Here is a 15,368-nt window from a genome sequence, read left to right on the forward strand (position 1 = left end):
TGATCAGTTAAGAACTCAATATTTAGCTTGAACAAATATTGCAGTATGTAAAAATCCGAGAATATAAATATTCTCGGATTTTTTATGGATATTTCACCAGCCTTAAATATTATTACTGACTGAAAACGAAAGCTTATTGTAGAGTCTATGATTTAACTGCTTGTGGAAATAGCTATTCATAATGGTGGTTGAAAACTCTTTTAACGAATACTAATCTCATATTATCGTATACCAAGTTGAAGGTGAATGCGTAAATGGTAATAAATATAGTAACGCTAATATCCATCATAAATGCATCCCATAAGCCTACATGTAATAAATAAGCCATAACAGGAACTGTCACAAACAACAATCCTACTTCAAATAAAACAACGTGGAAAATACGTAATGAAATAGTTCGTTCTTTTTTTTCACCCGTGAAAAATTTGTCAAACATCCAATTGAAAATAAAATTCCAAACCATAGAAATAGTGGCAATAACTATCATGGTTCCTGATAACGCTGTAATGTCATGGTTTGTAAAAATAGCTAACCCAAGAATAGACAGTGATACCGCCAAAACTTCAAAGAAGACAGAGTGAAAAATACGTTCAGTTGTTTTCATTTCGATGACTCTTAATTATTATTAATATATTTAAAAATAAGGAATCGATGATTATACAGATAAAGTTAGCAACCATCACAATTCATGATAATTTGATGAGGATTTATTCTTTCCTGATTACCACTATTTAATAGTTACTGTTAAATTATCTCTGTTGTGGCTTAATAAACTTGTACACCTAAATAGGATAAAATACTCTTAATATTAAAATGGTGTACATAATGAAAAAAGCTCGAACAACTTATTCCGTCGCATTCAAGCATGATGCGGCCAATTTAGTCCTCGATAAAGGCTACACGATACAAGAAGCATGTAATACTGTTGGTGTCCGGATATACAGCAATGGGTTGCTCAGCTAAAGCAAGAACATGGTGGAATAACACCAAGTTCGAAGGCAATGACGCCAGAACAAAAACGTATTCAAGAGCTCGAAGCAAAAATCAAACAGATTGAGTAGGAGAACGATATTCTAAAAAAGCTTCCGCTCTTTTAATACAGGACAACATCAAACGATAGATTTGATAGCAGCATTATCAAAAGAGCCTCATTCAATAAAGCTATTATGCAAGCTATTTGAAACACCTCGAAGTAGCTATCATTATCGACTTAAACACCACGGTATTGTTACGCCGGAACAAGCATTGTTGCGTCAAAAAGTTTTTGACATTCATAGCTATAGCAGAGGCTCTGCGGGTGCAAGAACAATAGCAAAAACATGGGACAGCCATATTTTTATTGTAGGGAATGACGGAATTTGGACACAGGCATGTGTTGTTGAGAATGGCAGCAGTGAGAGAAAAAGTTATGGGTGTCCATTATTTTTTGTTTTCATTGTGGACATTGTTATATCCAAATAAAAGCCAATACCTTATTCACTTTCGACTAAAAGTATTGGCTTTATTTGTATGATGGCTGTTGCGGTTGTTTTAAAGTTTACAGACCGTAAGATGCTAGCAAGTTATGGAAATACAGTGAGATACTTGCCCAAGTTCGAGTGAACCAGCCGCCTTGTTGAACGCTGTTGAGCGCGACAAGTGGCTTCGATTGAATAACTTTGTCTTTATAGGTTACGGTAATTTCGCCTAATTTCTCACCCTTCTCAACCGGTGCTTTGATATCACGGTCAATTTGAAGCTTAGTTACCAGACCTTTCTCATCAACACTGGAAGGCAGAACCAAGGTTAGTGGCTTCTCAAGGCCTAGAGAGACAGTATCTAGTTTTCCTCCCCAAACGTTTTGTTCAGAAAGTTTGCTGTTTGCTGCATACAAAGTGTCTTGCTTGAAGAAATGGAAGCCATAATTAAATAGTGCCTTACTTTGAGCGGCAACATCATTCAGTGATTTTGTACCTAGAACAACGCCAACCAACTTCATTGGGTTATTTGGTATCTCAGCAGAGCTTACCAGCGAGTAGCCTGCCGCTTCTGTACTGCCTGTTTTCATGCCCGTCGCATATTGATAAGTGAACAATAAACGATTGAAATTTGGTTGGCGGATATGATTGTATTCAAAATACTTTTGACTGAAAAAATGAAAGTATTGAGGGTAGTCGTTCATGATGTGCTGTCCGAGCAGCCCAAGATCATAAGCGGTTGAGAAATGTGCTGGCGCTGGCAAGCCCATAACAGTGGTAAAGTGAGTATTGTGCATACCTAACTTAACGGCTGTCGCGTTCATCATTGCAACGAATGAAGATTGCGATCCAGCGATGTAGTTTGCCAGTGTTACAGCGGCATCATTGCCCGATTCAACAATCATACCTGAGATAAGATCTTTCACTGAAACAAAAGAGCCAGGCTTTAAGAACATTCTTGAACCACCCGTGCGCCACGCTACTTCTGGTACTTGTACTTTTGAGTCTAGTGAGATTACACCATCGGCCAGTTTTTGCTCAACAATGTACATTAGCATTAACTTAGTGGTGCTGGCTGGGGCCATACGCATGTTGGCATCGTTAGCGGCAATAATCTGTCCCGTATTGGCATCCATTAAAATGAAAGCGCGTGCTTCAACTTGAGGTGAGAATATTCCTGCCTGAGTCCATTTTTGCACCAGTGTTTCTGGGATCCCATTATTGCCACCAGCTTCTACTGGCGCAGCAGGCACTTGTATACTTTCTGGGATACTGGTTTTTACATCAATAGCACCGAAGCTATTGAGTGGAGCTTGAGCTGCTTTGTATTGCGTTGCCGCGAAGTAATCACTATTAGGCATAGTGTTCATTGCATTGTTGCTAGGTGTGGCAAATACTGTACTAGAGGTAAATAATGCAGCGATGGTTGCTGCTAATGAAAGCTGTTTGATTATTGTCATAAGAGTATTTTATTTATAGTTACTTACTAAAAGCGCGGTATAAAAAAGCGACTAGATAGGATACTGACTTCGCTGAGTAATTAATGTCCTGCAGAGTCTATCCATCACTACCACAAAAATGGTGAGTGCTTTTTCGTTCTTGATCAGTGTTGCAATGACTTTGGTTACAAATCGCATTTATATAATGATGTTCCGATCATTATGCACATGAACCTTTATCCCGTTAATAGCGATAACCAAATGATGATTAAGTCCTGCTTTCTCAGCGGATCATTTGAACCTCATGTTGGTTATAGCCTCTCGTATATTGTCTTTTTCCATCTTACCAGCAGATCCTTTATAGAAACCTGAACGGTAATGATGTTTATGCGGCATAAATCAAACATTGAATGGAACGACAAATATAGGACCGACAAATATAGGACAGCCATATCTTTTGCTTTTAAATTGAGTCCCTAAAAAACAAATTATTCCACCAACAATAATCTCTCGAATCTAAAATTTACAGCTCATTATTTATAATTCTTCATTAAATCGTTTCTGTTACCATATTTCAGGATCAACAAAACCTACAATCCTGATGGTTATTGCAGTATGTTCATCTAATTAGAAGAAACTATGTTTAATTAGGGTGTAGCTGGTGACTCGCTGATTTCCCTTTACACCAATGCCCACCTGCATGTTGCTTGAAGGCACACATTCGGGACCATTTACCGCTTACATTGGCATAATGTTCCATAAATTGTTCACTGTGCTCAAGCCAAGCATCCGGTGTTATTCCCATTTGCTGTAAAATCTTTGGCTGATTAGGTGCAATAAAACCTTTTTTATCATTTCGAATACACCGACCAGTCCAGTCAATCAGTTCAAGATAATCGACAAAAGCAAAGTTTATCCCTGCTGTTTTAGCTTGATGTTCTGCGCCAACAAAGGGTAGTAATTGGAAGTGACTTTTATTTGATGAAGATGGTTTAGTGGATGTTTTCTTCTGATGGTATTCACGAATACGTTGTTGAATTGAAGTAAAATCTGATTGCTCTAGTGATGGTGTAACTCCCGCTCTAATCGGATTTAAATCAACGTACATCATGCAAGATAATAACGCTTGCTCATCCAGTAGTGCCTGAGACTTAAATCGTCCTTCCCAAAACGCCCCTTTACATTGATCTTCTTTATTGGATTTTCGTGCTATTTCTTCATTAAGACAGCGCATAAACCAGCTAATACTGCCTAATCGTTGCTGCCATTCAGCCACTAAGTCTGATAATGCTTGTTGTTTATCCGAGCTAATTTGACCCTCTTTTAAAAAATCGACAGCGATAGGATGACCACTAAATAACTGTAACCAACGTGATATCACCGCTTCAGGGGTTAGCTTTTGCTGCTGCTCGGTATCTATTTTTAGCACTAAATGATAATGATTACTCATCACCGCATAAGCGCACACATCAATACAAAAAATAGCGGCTAATTGTTTGATTTTATTTACTATCCAACCACGACGGTGTTGATAGTTTTTACCATTATACGGATCATCCCCACACAAATATGCACGACGTACACAACGATTAATTACATGATAAAAAGGCGTAATTTGAGGCTCTATCAATTTTCGTCTTGAGATTGTCATTTATTTCACCATAAGCAACTTGAAGATTAAGTGTAGTAGCTCATGGTTGATGTGCAAGGTTATGGCTGTCCTTTATTGCTCGCCTATTGCTTGGTGCTTGGTTGCTCTTTATAAAAGTTATGGCTGTCCCATATTCTTTTCTTTTCATATTCCTTACAGATAAAGACCGCCTTGATAGACGGTCATTCTTTGTTAACGTTACTTGTTTGACTCACGAACGGTGTATTGATATCTCACATTTACAATAGCTTGATAACTAACCGTACCATTCTGGGCATATAATTCATCAATAGTCATAGACGTATTTTTCAGCTTGGTAGAATTATATGTATTTCGCCATATATTAAGTTTTTTACTTAACTCCAGACTGTTTAAGGTGTCTAAATTATCTCTAATGTTATTACCCGCGACCACTGCTGCGCTTTTATCTTGCATAACTGCAGTTTTAAGTTGTTTGTCACCTAAACGGTCGGAATTATTCCCTATATTTTGTGCAAAAATAGAAGATGAGAATAAAAAGACTAAAGTGGCTAAAAATATTTTTTTCATAATTTGAGTTCCATTTATTTATAATTACTTGTTTGCTACTGATGATTTATTAATGCACCAGAGTATGATTTATCCAAACTAACTGTTATCACAAAGTCACTATTGAGATTTATGAGGTAATAATTTTTTATTGTGTTCAACAACCATTATTGCAATGGCTAAAAATAGAATATCTTTAACTAAGAAGAAGTTTGCAATAGGAACGCCATCGACTATTTTCCAAGTATTTGGTGTAGTAAATAAGAAACTGAGTGTCACTATAAAAATAGCACTGGCAACAATACCTGAGATATAACCGACCTTAGGGTTAAAGAAACCATAAAAAAGTCCAATCGCCACGACTATCTCACTAAATCCTACAAGATTAGAGACGGTTTGAACTGAGAAAAAATGGTATGTCCAACCCATTAAGGGATGATTTTTAATAAGAGGTTCAATTGCTGCCGCTTCTGTTGGCGTAAATTTAAAAATACCAATCCACAATAAAACTAACACAACCCCAAAAACACCGACTTTATACCCTATTGTTGTCGTTGATGGCGCTAACATGTTTTTTCTTAAAATATCCACATCTATCCCTATATGATTGAACTAAACTGTTTCGTTTAATCTATAGTGAAGAGCAGCACCTGTCAATAACTTTAAACTAAACTGTTTAGTTTATTTTAGCCAAAAAACACTTCTATAAGTTAATAGCGAGTAAATAACAAAGAAAGCGATTGAATATCATTACAAGTAAGGGCATATCCACTAAAGGTGAAGCCATTACTTTCTAAGCGTTTCACTATGCGAGAGATTGAGGAGAAACTTTGGCTTGCTCAAATAGCTGACTATCAAGATTATTAGACAGACTTAAACTATAAAAATAAACGTATCTACAGAATCAAGAATTGAAGTAATCCGCTAAAAAGTCAATAAAAGAACGAATACGTTGAGGTTGCTGTTCTGCGTCTTTATAGACCATATACATGGGTAATTTTTGGGTTTCATATTGTGTCAGTAATAAAATCAACGTGCCAGATTGTAGATCTTGTTCTACCATCCATCTCGGCATTGCCGCTATACCCTGACCGAGTTTAGCCATTTGAACTAACATCTCAGGATTATCACTTCTAATTTGTTCATTAACTTTTATTTTTACGATTTCTTTGCCCGTATTGAAACGCCATAGATTTGATGGTGTCGATAAAGAATAAGTTAAACATTTATGCTGACGTAAATCGTCAATATCAACAATGGCTGGAGTCGTTTTTAAATAATCAGGAGATGCAAAATACACCAATTCATTATCCAATAACCATTTGGCTTTTAAACCTGAATCTTTAAGATATGCAGCACGTATGGCTATATCAATATTACCTTCAAGTAAATCAACAAATTTATCAGACACTGAAACATCAACGGTAACTTGCGGATGTAAATTTAAAAATTGATTAAGAGGCTGAGACAGTAACTGGGTGCTAAAAGCACTTGGCACTGATAGCTTTAGTACCCCCGAAATAGTTGCCTGTTCTTGGCGTAAATTAGATTCAAAGCAATCCATTTCATGGGTAATATTTAACGCTAAACCTAAATATTGTTGCCCACTCTCAGTGAGGCTAATCGCACGGGCATGTCGATAAAACAAGCTCACGCCTACTTGTTTTTCTAACCAAGCGATTTTCTTACTTACCGCACTTTGCGTCGTATTGAATTCATTCGCTGCAGCAGTAAAACTCCTTAAATGAGCAACTCGAGTAAATACTTTTAAACAATCAAATTTATCCACGACACATTCCAGTTTGGAATCATAATAAGCGAAATACTACCCTCCTTAATCTCCAATTGGAATGCTTTAATAAGCTTATCGTTTATCAAGGAGTTTACATCATGCTATTTATTCAAGGTCTACTCATCGCATTTTTCTTATTCGCAAGTTCAGTTAAGATGTTTGGCTGGGTAAAAGTCATCTTTGAACCGCAATTGACCTTTTTTCGTCGTTATGGACTTAACCGTAGCATAATGTTTATTGTCGGTATTATTGAAGCAACAGGGGCAATAATGCTGTTAATCGGAATGATCATGGTCAGCCCATTAATCAGCACTATCGGGGCCACTTTTATTATATGCGTATCAACGGGGGCAATGTTCTTTCACTTTAGATTTGATACCGTAAAAGATGCTATCCCTTCAATAATAACGTTAATATTATCTGTTATTGTCGCCATGCCTATGATTTTAGGATCGATTTAGCATCAGACATTATATGAGTAAAAATAACCAAAAATTAATGCAGCTTATTATTAACGGTTATCAAAGCACCACTTAAATAGGATTTATTGGGCTGGCTTAAATCAATCATCAAATCTGCAAGATCTGATGGATGTACCCAAGTAGCAGGATCGGCATCAGGCATAGCTTCACGATTTATAGCAGTATCAACAATCGTAGGTAAAACGGCATTTACACACACATTTGATGATGCCCCTTCTGCGGCCAAGCTCTCTACAAATGCATTCAATGCAATTTTTGAAGCCATATAAGGTCCAAATCCTGCGGGTATATTACGTACGGTATCTCGAGCTGATACAAACATTAAGCAACCGTCACCTTGAGCTTCCATTAATTTAAACACTTCACGTCCAAAAATGAATGCGGTCATAAAATTCACATTAAATAGATCCACTACTTTATTAACATCAATATCTTTCCAATAGCTCCATGTATATATTCCAGAGCAATGAAAGTAAGCATCAACATGGCCCAAAATATCCGCTGCTTTTGCTACCAATGTTTGACTTTGCTGTTCATCAGTAAGATCTCCCAATAAAACCGTAATCTTTCCCGAGTATTTACGTTCTAAATCTTTAGCTCTATTTTCATCACCAATGCGGCCAATCGCTACGATATGGGTTCCTGTCGCGGTCAGTTTTTTAATTAATTGTTGTGCCGTTACAGAAAAGCACGATGCAATAATAGCGGTATTTATAGAATTCATTTTGTTCTTCTCTCAATTAATCAGAATCTGCATATTAATGAGAATAACTAGAGACATGAACCAACGATCAGACAATATAGTTTTGCTTTAAAAGCAATTATGTAAGCGTTAATGTTTAAAAAGTGGATCAATAATATAAGATAAGCATGTACTATCTTGGTGATGAACGGTATTCATCCCCTAAAATAATCAATTTTATTATATGAGTCATTAATATGAGTCTTTTCACTCGCCTTGCTTATTTCAATTGTGTCGTAGAACAAGGTTCCATATCCAAAGCAAGCCAAGTTTTCGATGTTCAACCCTCATCTATTTCAAGACAGCTTTCTGCTTTAGAAGCAGAATTAAATGTTCGAATATTAGATCGTACAACACGTAATGTTGGCGTAACTGAAGCTGGATTGGTATTTTATCAATATTCCAAACGTATCATCGCTGAATTTGACGAGGCGAAACGTGCGGTAAATATTGTACACAACTCACCTAAAGGTCGACTTAAAATCAGTGCAACGGTGGCGTTTGGTGAAAATAAAATACTGCCCCTTCTACCTTTATTTAGAGCCGCATTTCCTGACATAAAAGTTGAGATTGAAATTACTGAAAGGATCGTTGATCTAATTGAAGAAAATGTCGATGTCGCTATTCGTAGTGGCCGATTACCCGATTCTAATTTAATCGCTAAAAAACTCATGAATAATCATTTTATACTTTGTGCTAACCCAAGCTATTTAGCACATCGAAGTATACCTAAAACAACCGCAGATTTAGCCCAGCATGATTGCTTAGTCTATGGATTTAAAGGTTGGCATGATTGGTATATCTTAAATAATAAACCATCAAAAATAGAGATCCCTTATTACATGGAGGTCAACTCTGTTAATGGCCAAAAACAACTCATATTAAACGGAGGTGGTATCGCTCTACTGCCACAATGGGCTATTGATGAAGAACTTAACAACGGCAAACTGATACAACTGCTCCCTCTATCGACGTTCAGTCCGTGTCACTATGAAACAAGCACTTATGCGATTTATCAACATCGGCAATTAGTTTCAAGTAAAGTTCGCGTCTTTTTGGATTTTCTGAGTGAACATTTCAGTTAAACACCGCATCTGATATTTAACGTTAAATAACAATAATTCTACTTAATTCCACATTTAATCACGCAAAATAATAAATTATCGTTATAATTAATCAACAAATAATCAAACTGATGTGAGTAAACCTTAATCGTGCATGAATAAGCTTTTGACTTAACACACCTAAAAAAAAATCTAATGTTGCAATAGCATAACTTGAACACTTTTGCAGTCAGATGTAACATGTGCACACCATTATTTGAGAGGACACCGCTTTGAACACACCCAGTCGGTACTGGAATGAGATTTTTCTCCGTTAATCTGTCCTCTTCTGCTTTTGTATGTAAGTTGACAATGTTTAACTGTCAGCATGCACTATTCCTTATATTCGTTGCTTCTGCTTAAAATCTTATTATTCCAGTTTTGCATTGGTCGACGCTGTTTTTATCAGCCTCAAATCGTGTTTTAAAGTGTTCTTTATATCATCGCCATTAGTGGAGATATAAGACATGCTGAACGCATACGCATTAAACGATTTACGTTTACAACGTTTAGATTTAGAAGCCAAAGATCCCATTTCATCAGCATTATGGGTTGATCTTATCGAACCCAATGAAGCAGAACGCGAACGTGTTCAACAGGAACTAGGACAAGGCCTTGCAACTCGCCCTGAACTAGAAGACATTGAAGCCAGTGCGCGTTTTTTTGAAGATGAAGATGGCTTACACATTCACTCATTCTTTTATTATGAAGATATGGATGATTATGTAAGCAATGCAACAGTAGCTTTTACCATTAGAGATGGTCGCTTATTTACCTTACGCGAACGTGAATTACCCGCATTTCGTCTTTATCGCATGCGTGCTCGTACACAGCGTTTGCAGCAAGGCAATGCTTATGAATTATTGCTCGATCTATTTGAAACGAAAATAGAACAACTTGCCGACGTTATTGAAGATATTTATAGCGAACTAGAGTCGATTGGTAAAACTATTTTAAGTGGCAATAAACCCGGTGCCAATTTTGATCAAGCCTTATCGCATCTAGCAAAACAAGAAGATGCTGGCTGGAAAATACGCTTGTGCCTAATGGATACTCAGCGAGCATTAAGCTTTTTAGTTCGCAAAGCGCGTTTACCTGAAATTGAATTAGAGCAAGCTCGTGAAGTGTTACGCGATATTGATTCTTTATTACCGCACAATGAATCTTTATTCCAAAAGGTTAACTTCCTAATGGACGCGGCAATGGGCTTTATTAATATTGAGCAAAACCGCATTATTAAAATATTCTCAGTGGTATCAGTGGTCTTTCTTCCGCCAACATTGGTTGCCTCTAGTTACGGAATGAACTTTAATTTTATGCCTGAACTTCATTGGGAGTTTGGCTACCCCTATGCGCTAGGGCTGATGATCTTGGCAGGTTTCGCCCCTTATCTGTTCTTTAAACGTAAAGGCTGGCTATAAGCTACTCTTTATCCTATTTATACGACGGATTATTTACAAAAAAAGAACCCTACTTCAAAAGCAGGGTTCTTTCTTATTTATAACCAATCATCACTGACTGGTAGTCTAAAATAACTGTTATTTGTTAACCGTTATAATTGTGCTTTAACACCTAACTTTTCTAATACTAACTTAAAGTTGGCTTGACGCTCTTTAACGTTATGCACTTCACCACTTTCACAAACGGTGTCAGGACAGCCACGGTTTACAATACCTGAAACGTCATCAATAAATTGTGTACCTTTCAGGCCACCATCAACGTACTTTTTAATTTCGTTGTAGTAGTTCCAATCGGCATATTGACCACCTTCATTTGAGTATTCTTGTACTGATGTTACCCAGTAGAATAAACCTGCAATCCACTTAATTTCTTTGTTCTCTTCAGAGCTACAAATCAAGCCTGGATTCGAACATAAATCAAGATCTGCATATAATGGATTCGCCGGTGGTGCTTCAACCGTTACACCATCAATTGTTTTACCAATCGTTGCAGGATCAACGTGTGAACGGCCTAAGTAATGGTTAAGGGTACCAAAGTTCTGACGACCCGTAGTTTGAATTACACCACGACCCCACCAGCCACAACCTTCAACACTTTCTTGACTGCTACCATCCCAAAGGAATGTACCCGCTTTTTGGCCAACGTAAGTTTTACATTCATCACGTTCCCATACTTGCTTCGACGTATCTACATTTTCTGGCACATCATTACAGTGACCGCTGTTCGTCCAACGACCAACATGACCATTAACCAGCAAACCGCGCTCTTCTAATACAGCGTTAGGCGCTGCAAAGACTGGAGCTGGCGCGCCATACCATTTAGCATGTGTTAGCGCACTGACTTCCATCTTATTATCACGAGGACAAGAGTAAGCGTAATCTAAGCCAGAATCAGGGTTTACACCGTAATCTGCGTATTTCTGACCTAACTGACCACAACTTGCTGACATTGGATAATCGGCTGGTGCACCATATTTTACTTCAGACCAGTTATTTTCATCACACGCGTTGTAACGAATGGTTTCTTGCATACTTTGTGCTAAGAAAGCAGCAATCGCAACTTTGGCATAAGTGATGTTAGTTGCATCATCTGCTTCATCATTTAATAACCAGAACTTATTGCCTGCAACACCAATGTTATGCATCGCATTTAAGCCATCAAGGAAGTCATTCCACTTATAAACAGTCGATGGGATCCATTGTGATTGTGGTGTTTCATATAAGAATGCTTCATTGTCCATCACATTTTCTGCGTTTGCTAACTCTTTATTCAACGCTTCAATACGTGTTAATGAACCTTTTTCTAACTCTTCACCCACATAGTACAGTGGTACTTTTACCGCTTGATACTGTTCAATTTTATCGGTTAAAGTAGCCGTATCTTTGTTAAACAAAATAGCAAAAATATTACTGAAAGCCGCTTTACGAATTTGCGCTTTATGCGAGCTATCACCCATAAAGTAGTTAGCAGCTTGATCTGTTGGCATATCCGCTAACATTGCAGGAACTTTAGCATAATCAGTTACTTGCTTAACATACTCTAGTGCGTTATGCCATTGTTCATTTGACAACATTGCCGTTGTTTCTGGCTTAGTAAATGTAATAAAGTCAGCTTTAGTTGCACTGTCTGCTTTATAAAGCGCAAGCTTATTTAATAACTCTGCTGTGTAATTAGACGCCGCATTCCATACAGATTGACGACCAGAATGAAGATTATAAGCAAAATCGCCAATACTTAGAGACCAACCAAACGTCGCTTCTGGTGCAAGTGTCGATATAATCAGGTTATGAGCTTGTGCCCAACCTTTTAGATCATTGCTAAGTGCATTGATCGCATCAATATCAATTTTGCTGCCAGTACTATCAACCGCTTTAATTAGGGCTTCTTTAACGGCAATCTTCTCTGAAGACAATCCTTTATCTTGCGTTGCTTTATCAAGCACATCACTATTAATAATAATAGATGAAGAACTTGCTTGTGCAGCCATTTCAATCATTGATACAAATGTAGCGGTTAGCTTATCTACATCAGCTAAATCTGCACTATTACTCGTTTCAATCGTTAATGTTGCAGGAGCAGTTAAAGATGGGCTTGCAACCACAAAGGTATTTGGCCAACCCGCGACTTCCAGACGTACAGGATCCATCGGATTTGGTAATGAAAGAAGCGGCGCCGTGCCAGGTTCTGAACCATCACAATTTAGATGTAAAGCCCATGTACTGTCACTACCCGGTTTGCTTTGTGTCCAATAAATTGCAGAATAAGCAATATTGTTATTAACCATAATATCACCAGTGGTTGCATGATCGCCACGCGTCCAGTCTGGGTAAACATTAAACTCTTCACACAATCCACCCGGAGGTGTTACTGGCGGCTCAATCGTTTCTTCTTTAACGGTAATACTTAAACTTGTGCTAGAAGAAAGAGCTTGTGCATCAGTTGCGATAGCGCTCAGTGTTACGCTACCTGTTTGAGTCGGTTGCCAATCACAACTAAATGTATTTGCTACAGCCGCATCAAATGTACAGATTTGTTGGTTATTCGCATTAACAACCAATGTCGTTAAGTCTTTATCTGCATCTGATGCATTAATAGAAATAGAAACAGTGTCAGTTTTATTAACAGTTGAACCATTCGTTGGTGAAGTAAATGTCACCACTGGCGCGGTAAAGTCGTCATTACCTTCGGCTTCTACTTTTACAGAAACAGATTTTTGTTCGATTTTTTGGTTATTTTTATCAAACACAAAGATATTAATCGCTGCACTACCTGCTTCACTTGGCGTCCAAGTTTGCGAATAAAGTAGATTACTTTGATCAATGGCTTTTTCAGCTAATTTAGTATTATTAACCCAAAACTCAACTTTAGTTGCCAATTCACCATCAATGCGGGCTTTGATTACAATCGCTTCATTAACTTTCAATAACTGGCTAGTTACTGGAGATAAAATTGATAATTCTGTCACATCGGGTTCAGGTGAAGGCTCACCAGAACATTCAGTCAACGCCCAGAACCATGAACTAGCACTTGGTGCTTCCCATAGACCAGGATTATTTTGAGCAATAAAGCACTGTCCGTCATATGACACAACATCGCCATTTTTGACTTGGGTTGTACCCGGAATGAAAGTAATAATACCACCTAAATCTGGGTTTGGATTCGGCTCTGGTTCAGGTTCAGGTTCTGGCTCAGGGTTTGGATTTGGATTTGGATTTGGTTCACCTGAACATTCAGCGGCATCCCAAAACCATGAATCAACACTTGGCGATTCCCATACCCCTGGGTTATTTTTTGCAACGAAACATTCGCCATTATAGGAAACCATGTCTCCATTCTGAACTATTGTTTTGCCAGGAACAAAAGAAACGACATTAACATCAGAAGCATATGCATTGCCGCTGATCATAACGCTGAATAGAGCCGCTGTTATTTTATTTGTTTTTTTCACTTAATTTCCTAAGTATGTCCACTCGTTTCAACAGACCTAAATATTTCATCCTCTATGATTCTTATATAGTTGCATTCCATACAACCGATCTATATTTAATGTTTTGTTTTCACTAATGAAGTGTTATTAACCAATATGGTTTCATATATTATATAACTAAATATTATGGCTATCACCACTCTAACTAATAGGTTTGTGTAACAAACAATTAAAAGACACCAAAAGATGTAACGAGTAATTAGAAACCGTAAGAATTTGTGAGAAGTGTAATAATTCGCGCCTTCATTATGACAGTAACGACTCGAATTCAATACTTAGTATCATGCAGTCATATATAACTGATTATTTTAGATTAAGGCTTTTTGTCGGTCTGAAATAAGGTAACATAGCAACATGAATGCTAACGTATTAGATAGCACATTTTTTAGATAAGAATAGGTTAAAATCAATGGATTACCAACATTACTATGAAGCTATGATCGAAATTTTAGTTGATAATTTTGATACAGATATTGGTGAATACAATGGTGAAATTGAATTGTCTATCGATGAATATAACGACAGCTGTACGATTGCCACAGAATTTAATGTCGCTTATAACCCAGAACATACAGTATTAGAAGTATTACGCAGATCAACACCTGAAGTGGCTGAAATCACCTCTTACATTGTTTCTGCGCCAGCATTGGGATGTTTGGTGGATTACTTAGAAGACGAGCTAATTGTTGATTTTGAAGATTAATTTTATTTACTAATATTTTACATATAAAAAAAGCTAATAGTTATCGCTGTTAGCTTTTTTATTAAAAACAGCTTTAGTCTGTATTTTTACAACGATTATTCCAATTAACGATATGTTGTGACTAATATTTTGTGCTAAAGGTATTAATTATGGTAAATATCAATTGAAGATTACTTAATGTTCGATACCATAAGACAACTAATCACTCATAATAGCTATTCCATCGCAAAATGGTATGAGGTAAAGGATGCAACCCAAAATATATATCAAACTAAAAGAGACTATTTGGAAAGTCACCATTAATGGTCAATGGTTACCGATAGATAAAGCTGAAGTTATTGATGCTAAAGTCCCTTTTATTGATGAATATACGCATTTTAACGATATTATCAGCCTTCATTTTAATGAAAGTGAAATTTTGACCAATTTAGGATAGCGCTATATCCTGCATGACGGCTTAATATTGAGATCATACTCACTGTCATCACAGCGAGTATGATAAACATCATCTCTCTTCTTTACT

General features: G+C 37.1%; 14 protein-coding genes. 6 read left to right on the forward strand and 8 right to left on the reverse strand.

Annotated elements, in window-relative coordinates:
• Positions 1-172: 172 nt before the first annotated feature.
• Positions 173-604: a PACE efflux transporter gene (locus GLP24_RS01175; protein ID WP_232615409.1), complete on the reverse strand. Its 432-nt coding sequence runs from the start codon at positions 602-604 to the stop codon at positions 173-175.
• Positions 605-1,122: 518 nt separating this feature from the next.
• Between GLP24_RS01175 and GLP24_RS01180 the strand changes: the two genes are divergently transcribed.
• On the forward strand, positions 1,123-1,461 hold the full coding sequence (locus GLP24_RS01180; protein ID WP_232615410.1) for a hypothetical protein: 339 nt from the start codon (positions 1,123-1,125) through the stop codon (positions 1,459-1,461).
• Positions 1,462-1,537: 76 nt separating this feature from the next.
• Here the strand turns inward: GLP24_RS01180 and GLP24_RS01185 are convergent, their stop codons facing one another.
• The 5 genes from GLP24_RS01185 to GLP24_RS01205 form a co-directional block, all read right to left on the reverse strand.
• A complete protein-coding gene (locus tag GLP24_RS01185) occupies positions 1,538-2,917 on the reverse strand; it encodes a D-alanyl-D-alanine carboxypeptidase family protein (RefSeq protein ID WP_232615411.1) in 1,380 nt (459 codons plus the stop codon).
• Between the two features lie 622 nt (positions 2,918-3,539).
• The gene (locus GLP24_RS01190) at positions 3,540-4,547 is read right to left on the reverse strand and encodes a transposase (protein ID WP_232599370.1); all 1,008 of its coding nucleotides are present in this window, start codon (positions 4,545-4,547) and stop codon (positions 3,540-3,542) included.
• Positions 4,548-4,745: 198 nt separating this feature from the next.
• Positions 4,746-5,096, reverse strand: a complete 351-nt coding sequence (locus GLP24_RS01195; protein WP_152654058.1) for a DUF3316 domain-containing protein — start codon at positions 5,094-5,096, stop codon at positions 4,746-4,748.
• 99 nt (positions 5,097-5,195) lie between these two features.
• Positions 5,196-5,645: a DUF417 family protein gene (locus tag GLP24_RS01200; RefSeq protein ID WP_152654069.1), complete on the reverse strand. Its 450-nt coding sequence runs from the start codon at positions 5,643-5,645 to the stop codon at positions 5,196-5,198.
• Between the two features lie 334 nt (positions 5,646-5,979).
• A complete protein-coding gene (locus tag GLP24_RS01205) occupies positions 5,980-6,864 on the reverse strand; it encodes a LysR substrate-binding domain-containing protein (protein WP_101769497.1) in 885 nt (294 codons plus the stop codon).
• Positions 6,865-6,965: 101 nt separating this feature from the next.
• On the opposite strand from GLP24_RS01205, the gene GLP24_RS01210 reads away from it, so the two are divergent.
• The gene (locus GLP24_RS01210; protein ID WP_045038794.1) at positions 6,966-7,328 is read left to right on the forward strand and encodes a DoxX family protein; all 363 of its coding nucleotides are present in this window, start codon (positions 6,966-6,968) and stop codon (positions 7,326-7,328) included.
• Positions 7,329-7,362: 34 nt separating this feature from the next.
• Here the strand turns inward: GLP24_RS01210 and GLP24_RS01215 are convergent, their stop codons facing one another.
• Complete coding sequence (locus GLP24_RS01215) at positions 7,363-8,073, reverse strand: SDR family oxidoreductase (RefSeq protein WP_101769499.1); 711 nt, start codon at positions 8,071-8,073, stop codon at positions 7,363-7,365.
• A 215-nt stretch (positions 8,074-8,288) separates the two neighbouring features.
• Here GLP24_RS01215 and GLP24_RS01220 point away from each other — a divergent pair, with 215 nt between their 5' ends.
• Complete coding sequence (locus tag GLP24_RS01220) at positions 8,289-9,176, forward strand: LysR family transcriptional regulator (RefSeq protein ID WP_232615412.1); 888 nt, start codon at positions 8,289-8,291, stop codon at positions 9,174-9,176.
• Positions 9,177-9,661: 485 nt separating this feature from the next.
• Positions 9,662-10,615: a magnesium/cobalt transporter CorA gene (gene corA, locus GLP24_RS01225; RefSeq protein ID WP_101769501.1), complete on the forward strand. Its 954-nt coding sequence runs from the start codon at positions 9,662-9,664 to the stop codon at positions 10,613-10,615.
• 131 nt (positions 10,616-10,746) lie between these two features.
• On the opposite strand, the gene GLP24_RS01230 is transcribed toward corA, so the two are convergent.
• Positions 10,747-14,103, reverse strand: a complete 3,357-nt coding sequence (locus tag GLP24_RS01230) for an Ig-like domain-containing protein (RefSeq protein WP_232615413.1) — start codon at positions 14,101-14,103, stop codon at positions 10,747-10,749.
• A gap of 448 nt (positions 14,104-14,551) precedes the next feature.
• Between GLP24_RS01230 and GLP24_RS01235 the strand changes: the two genes are divergently transcribed.
• Together GLP24_RS01235 and GLP24_RS01240 are read left to right on the forward strand one after the other, a co-directional pair.
• On the forward strand, positions 14,552-14,845 hold the full coding sequence (locus GLP24_RS01235) for a hypothetical protein (RefSeq protein ID WP_101769502.1): 294 nt from the start codon (positions 14,552-14,554) through the stop codon (positions 14,843-14,845).
• 247 nt (positions 14,846-15,092) lie between these two features.
• Positions 15,093-15,281, forward strand: coding sequence for a hypothetical protein (locus GLP24_RS01240; RefSeq protein WP_232615414.1), 189 nt, complete (start codon positions 15,093-15,095; stop codon positions 15,279-15,281).
• Positions 15,282-15,368: the final 87 nt, after the last annotated feature.

The organism is Photobacterium carnosum, from assembly GCF_021236965.1.
GTDB lineage: Bacteria > Pseudomonadota > Gammaproteobacteria > Enterobacterales > Vibrionaceae > Photobacterium > Photobacterium carnosum.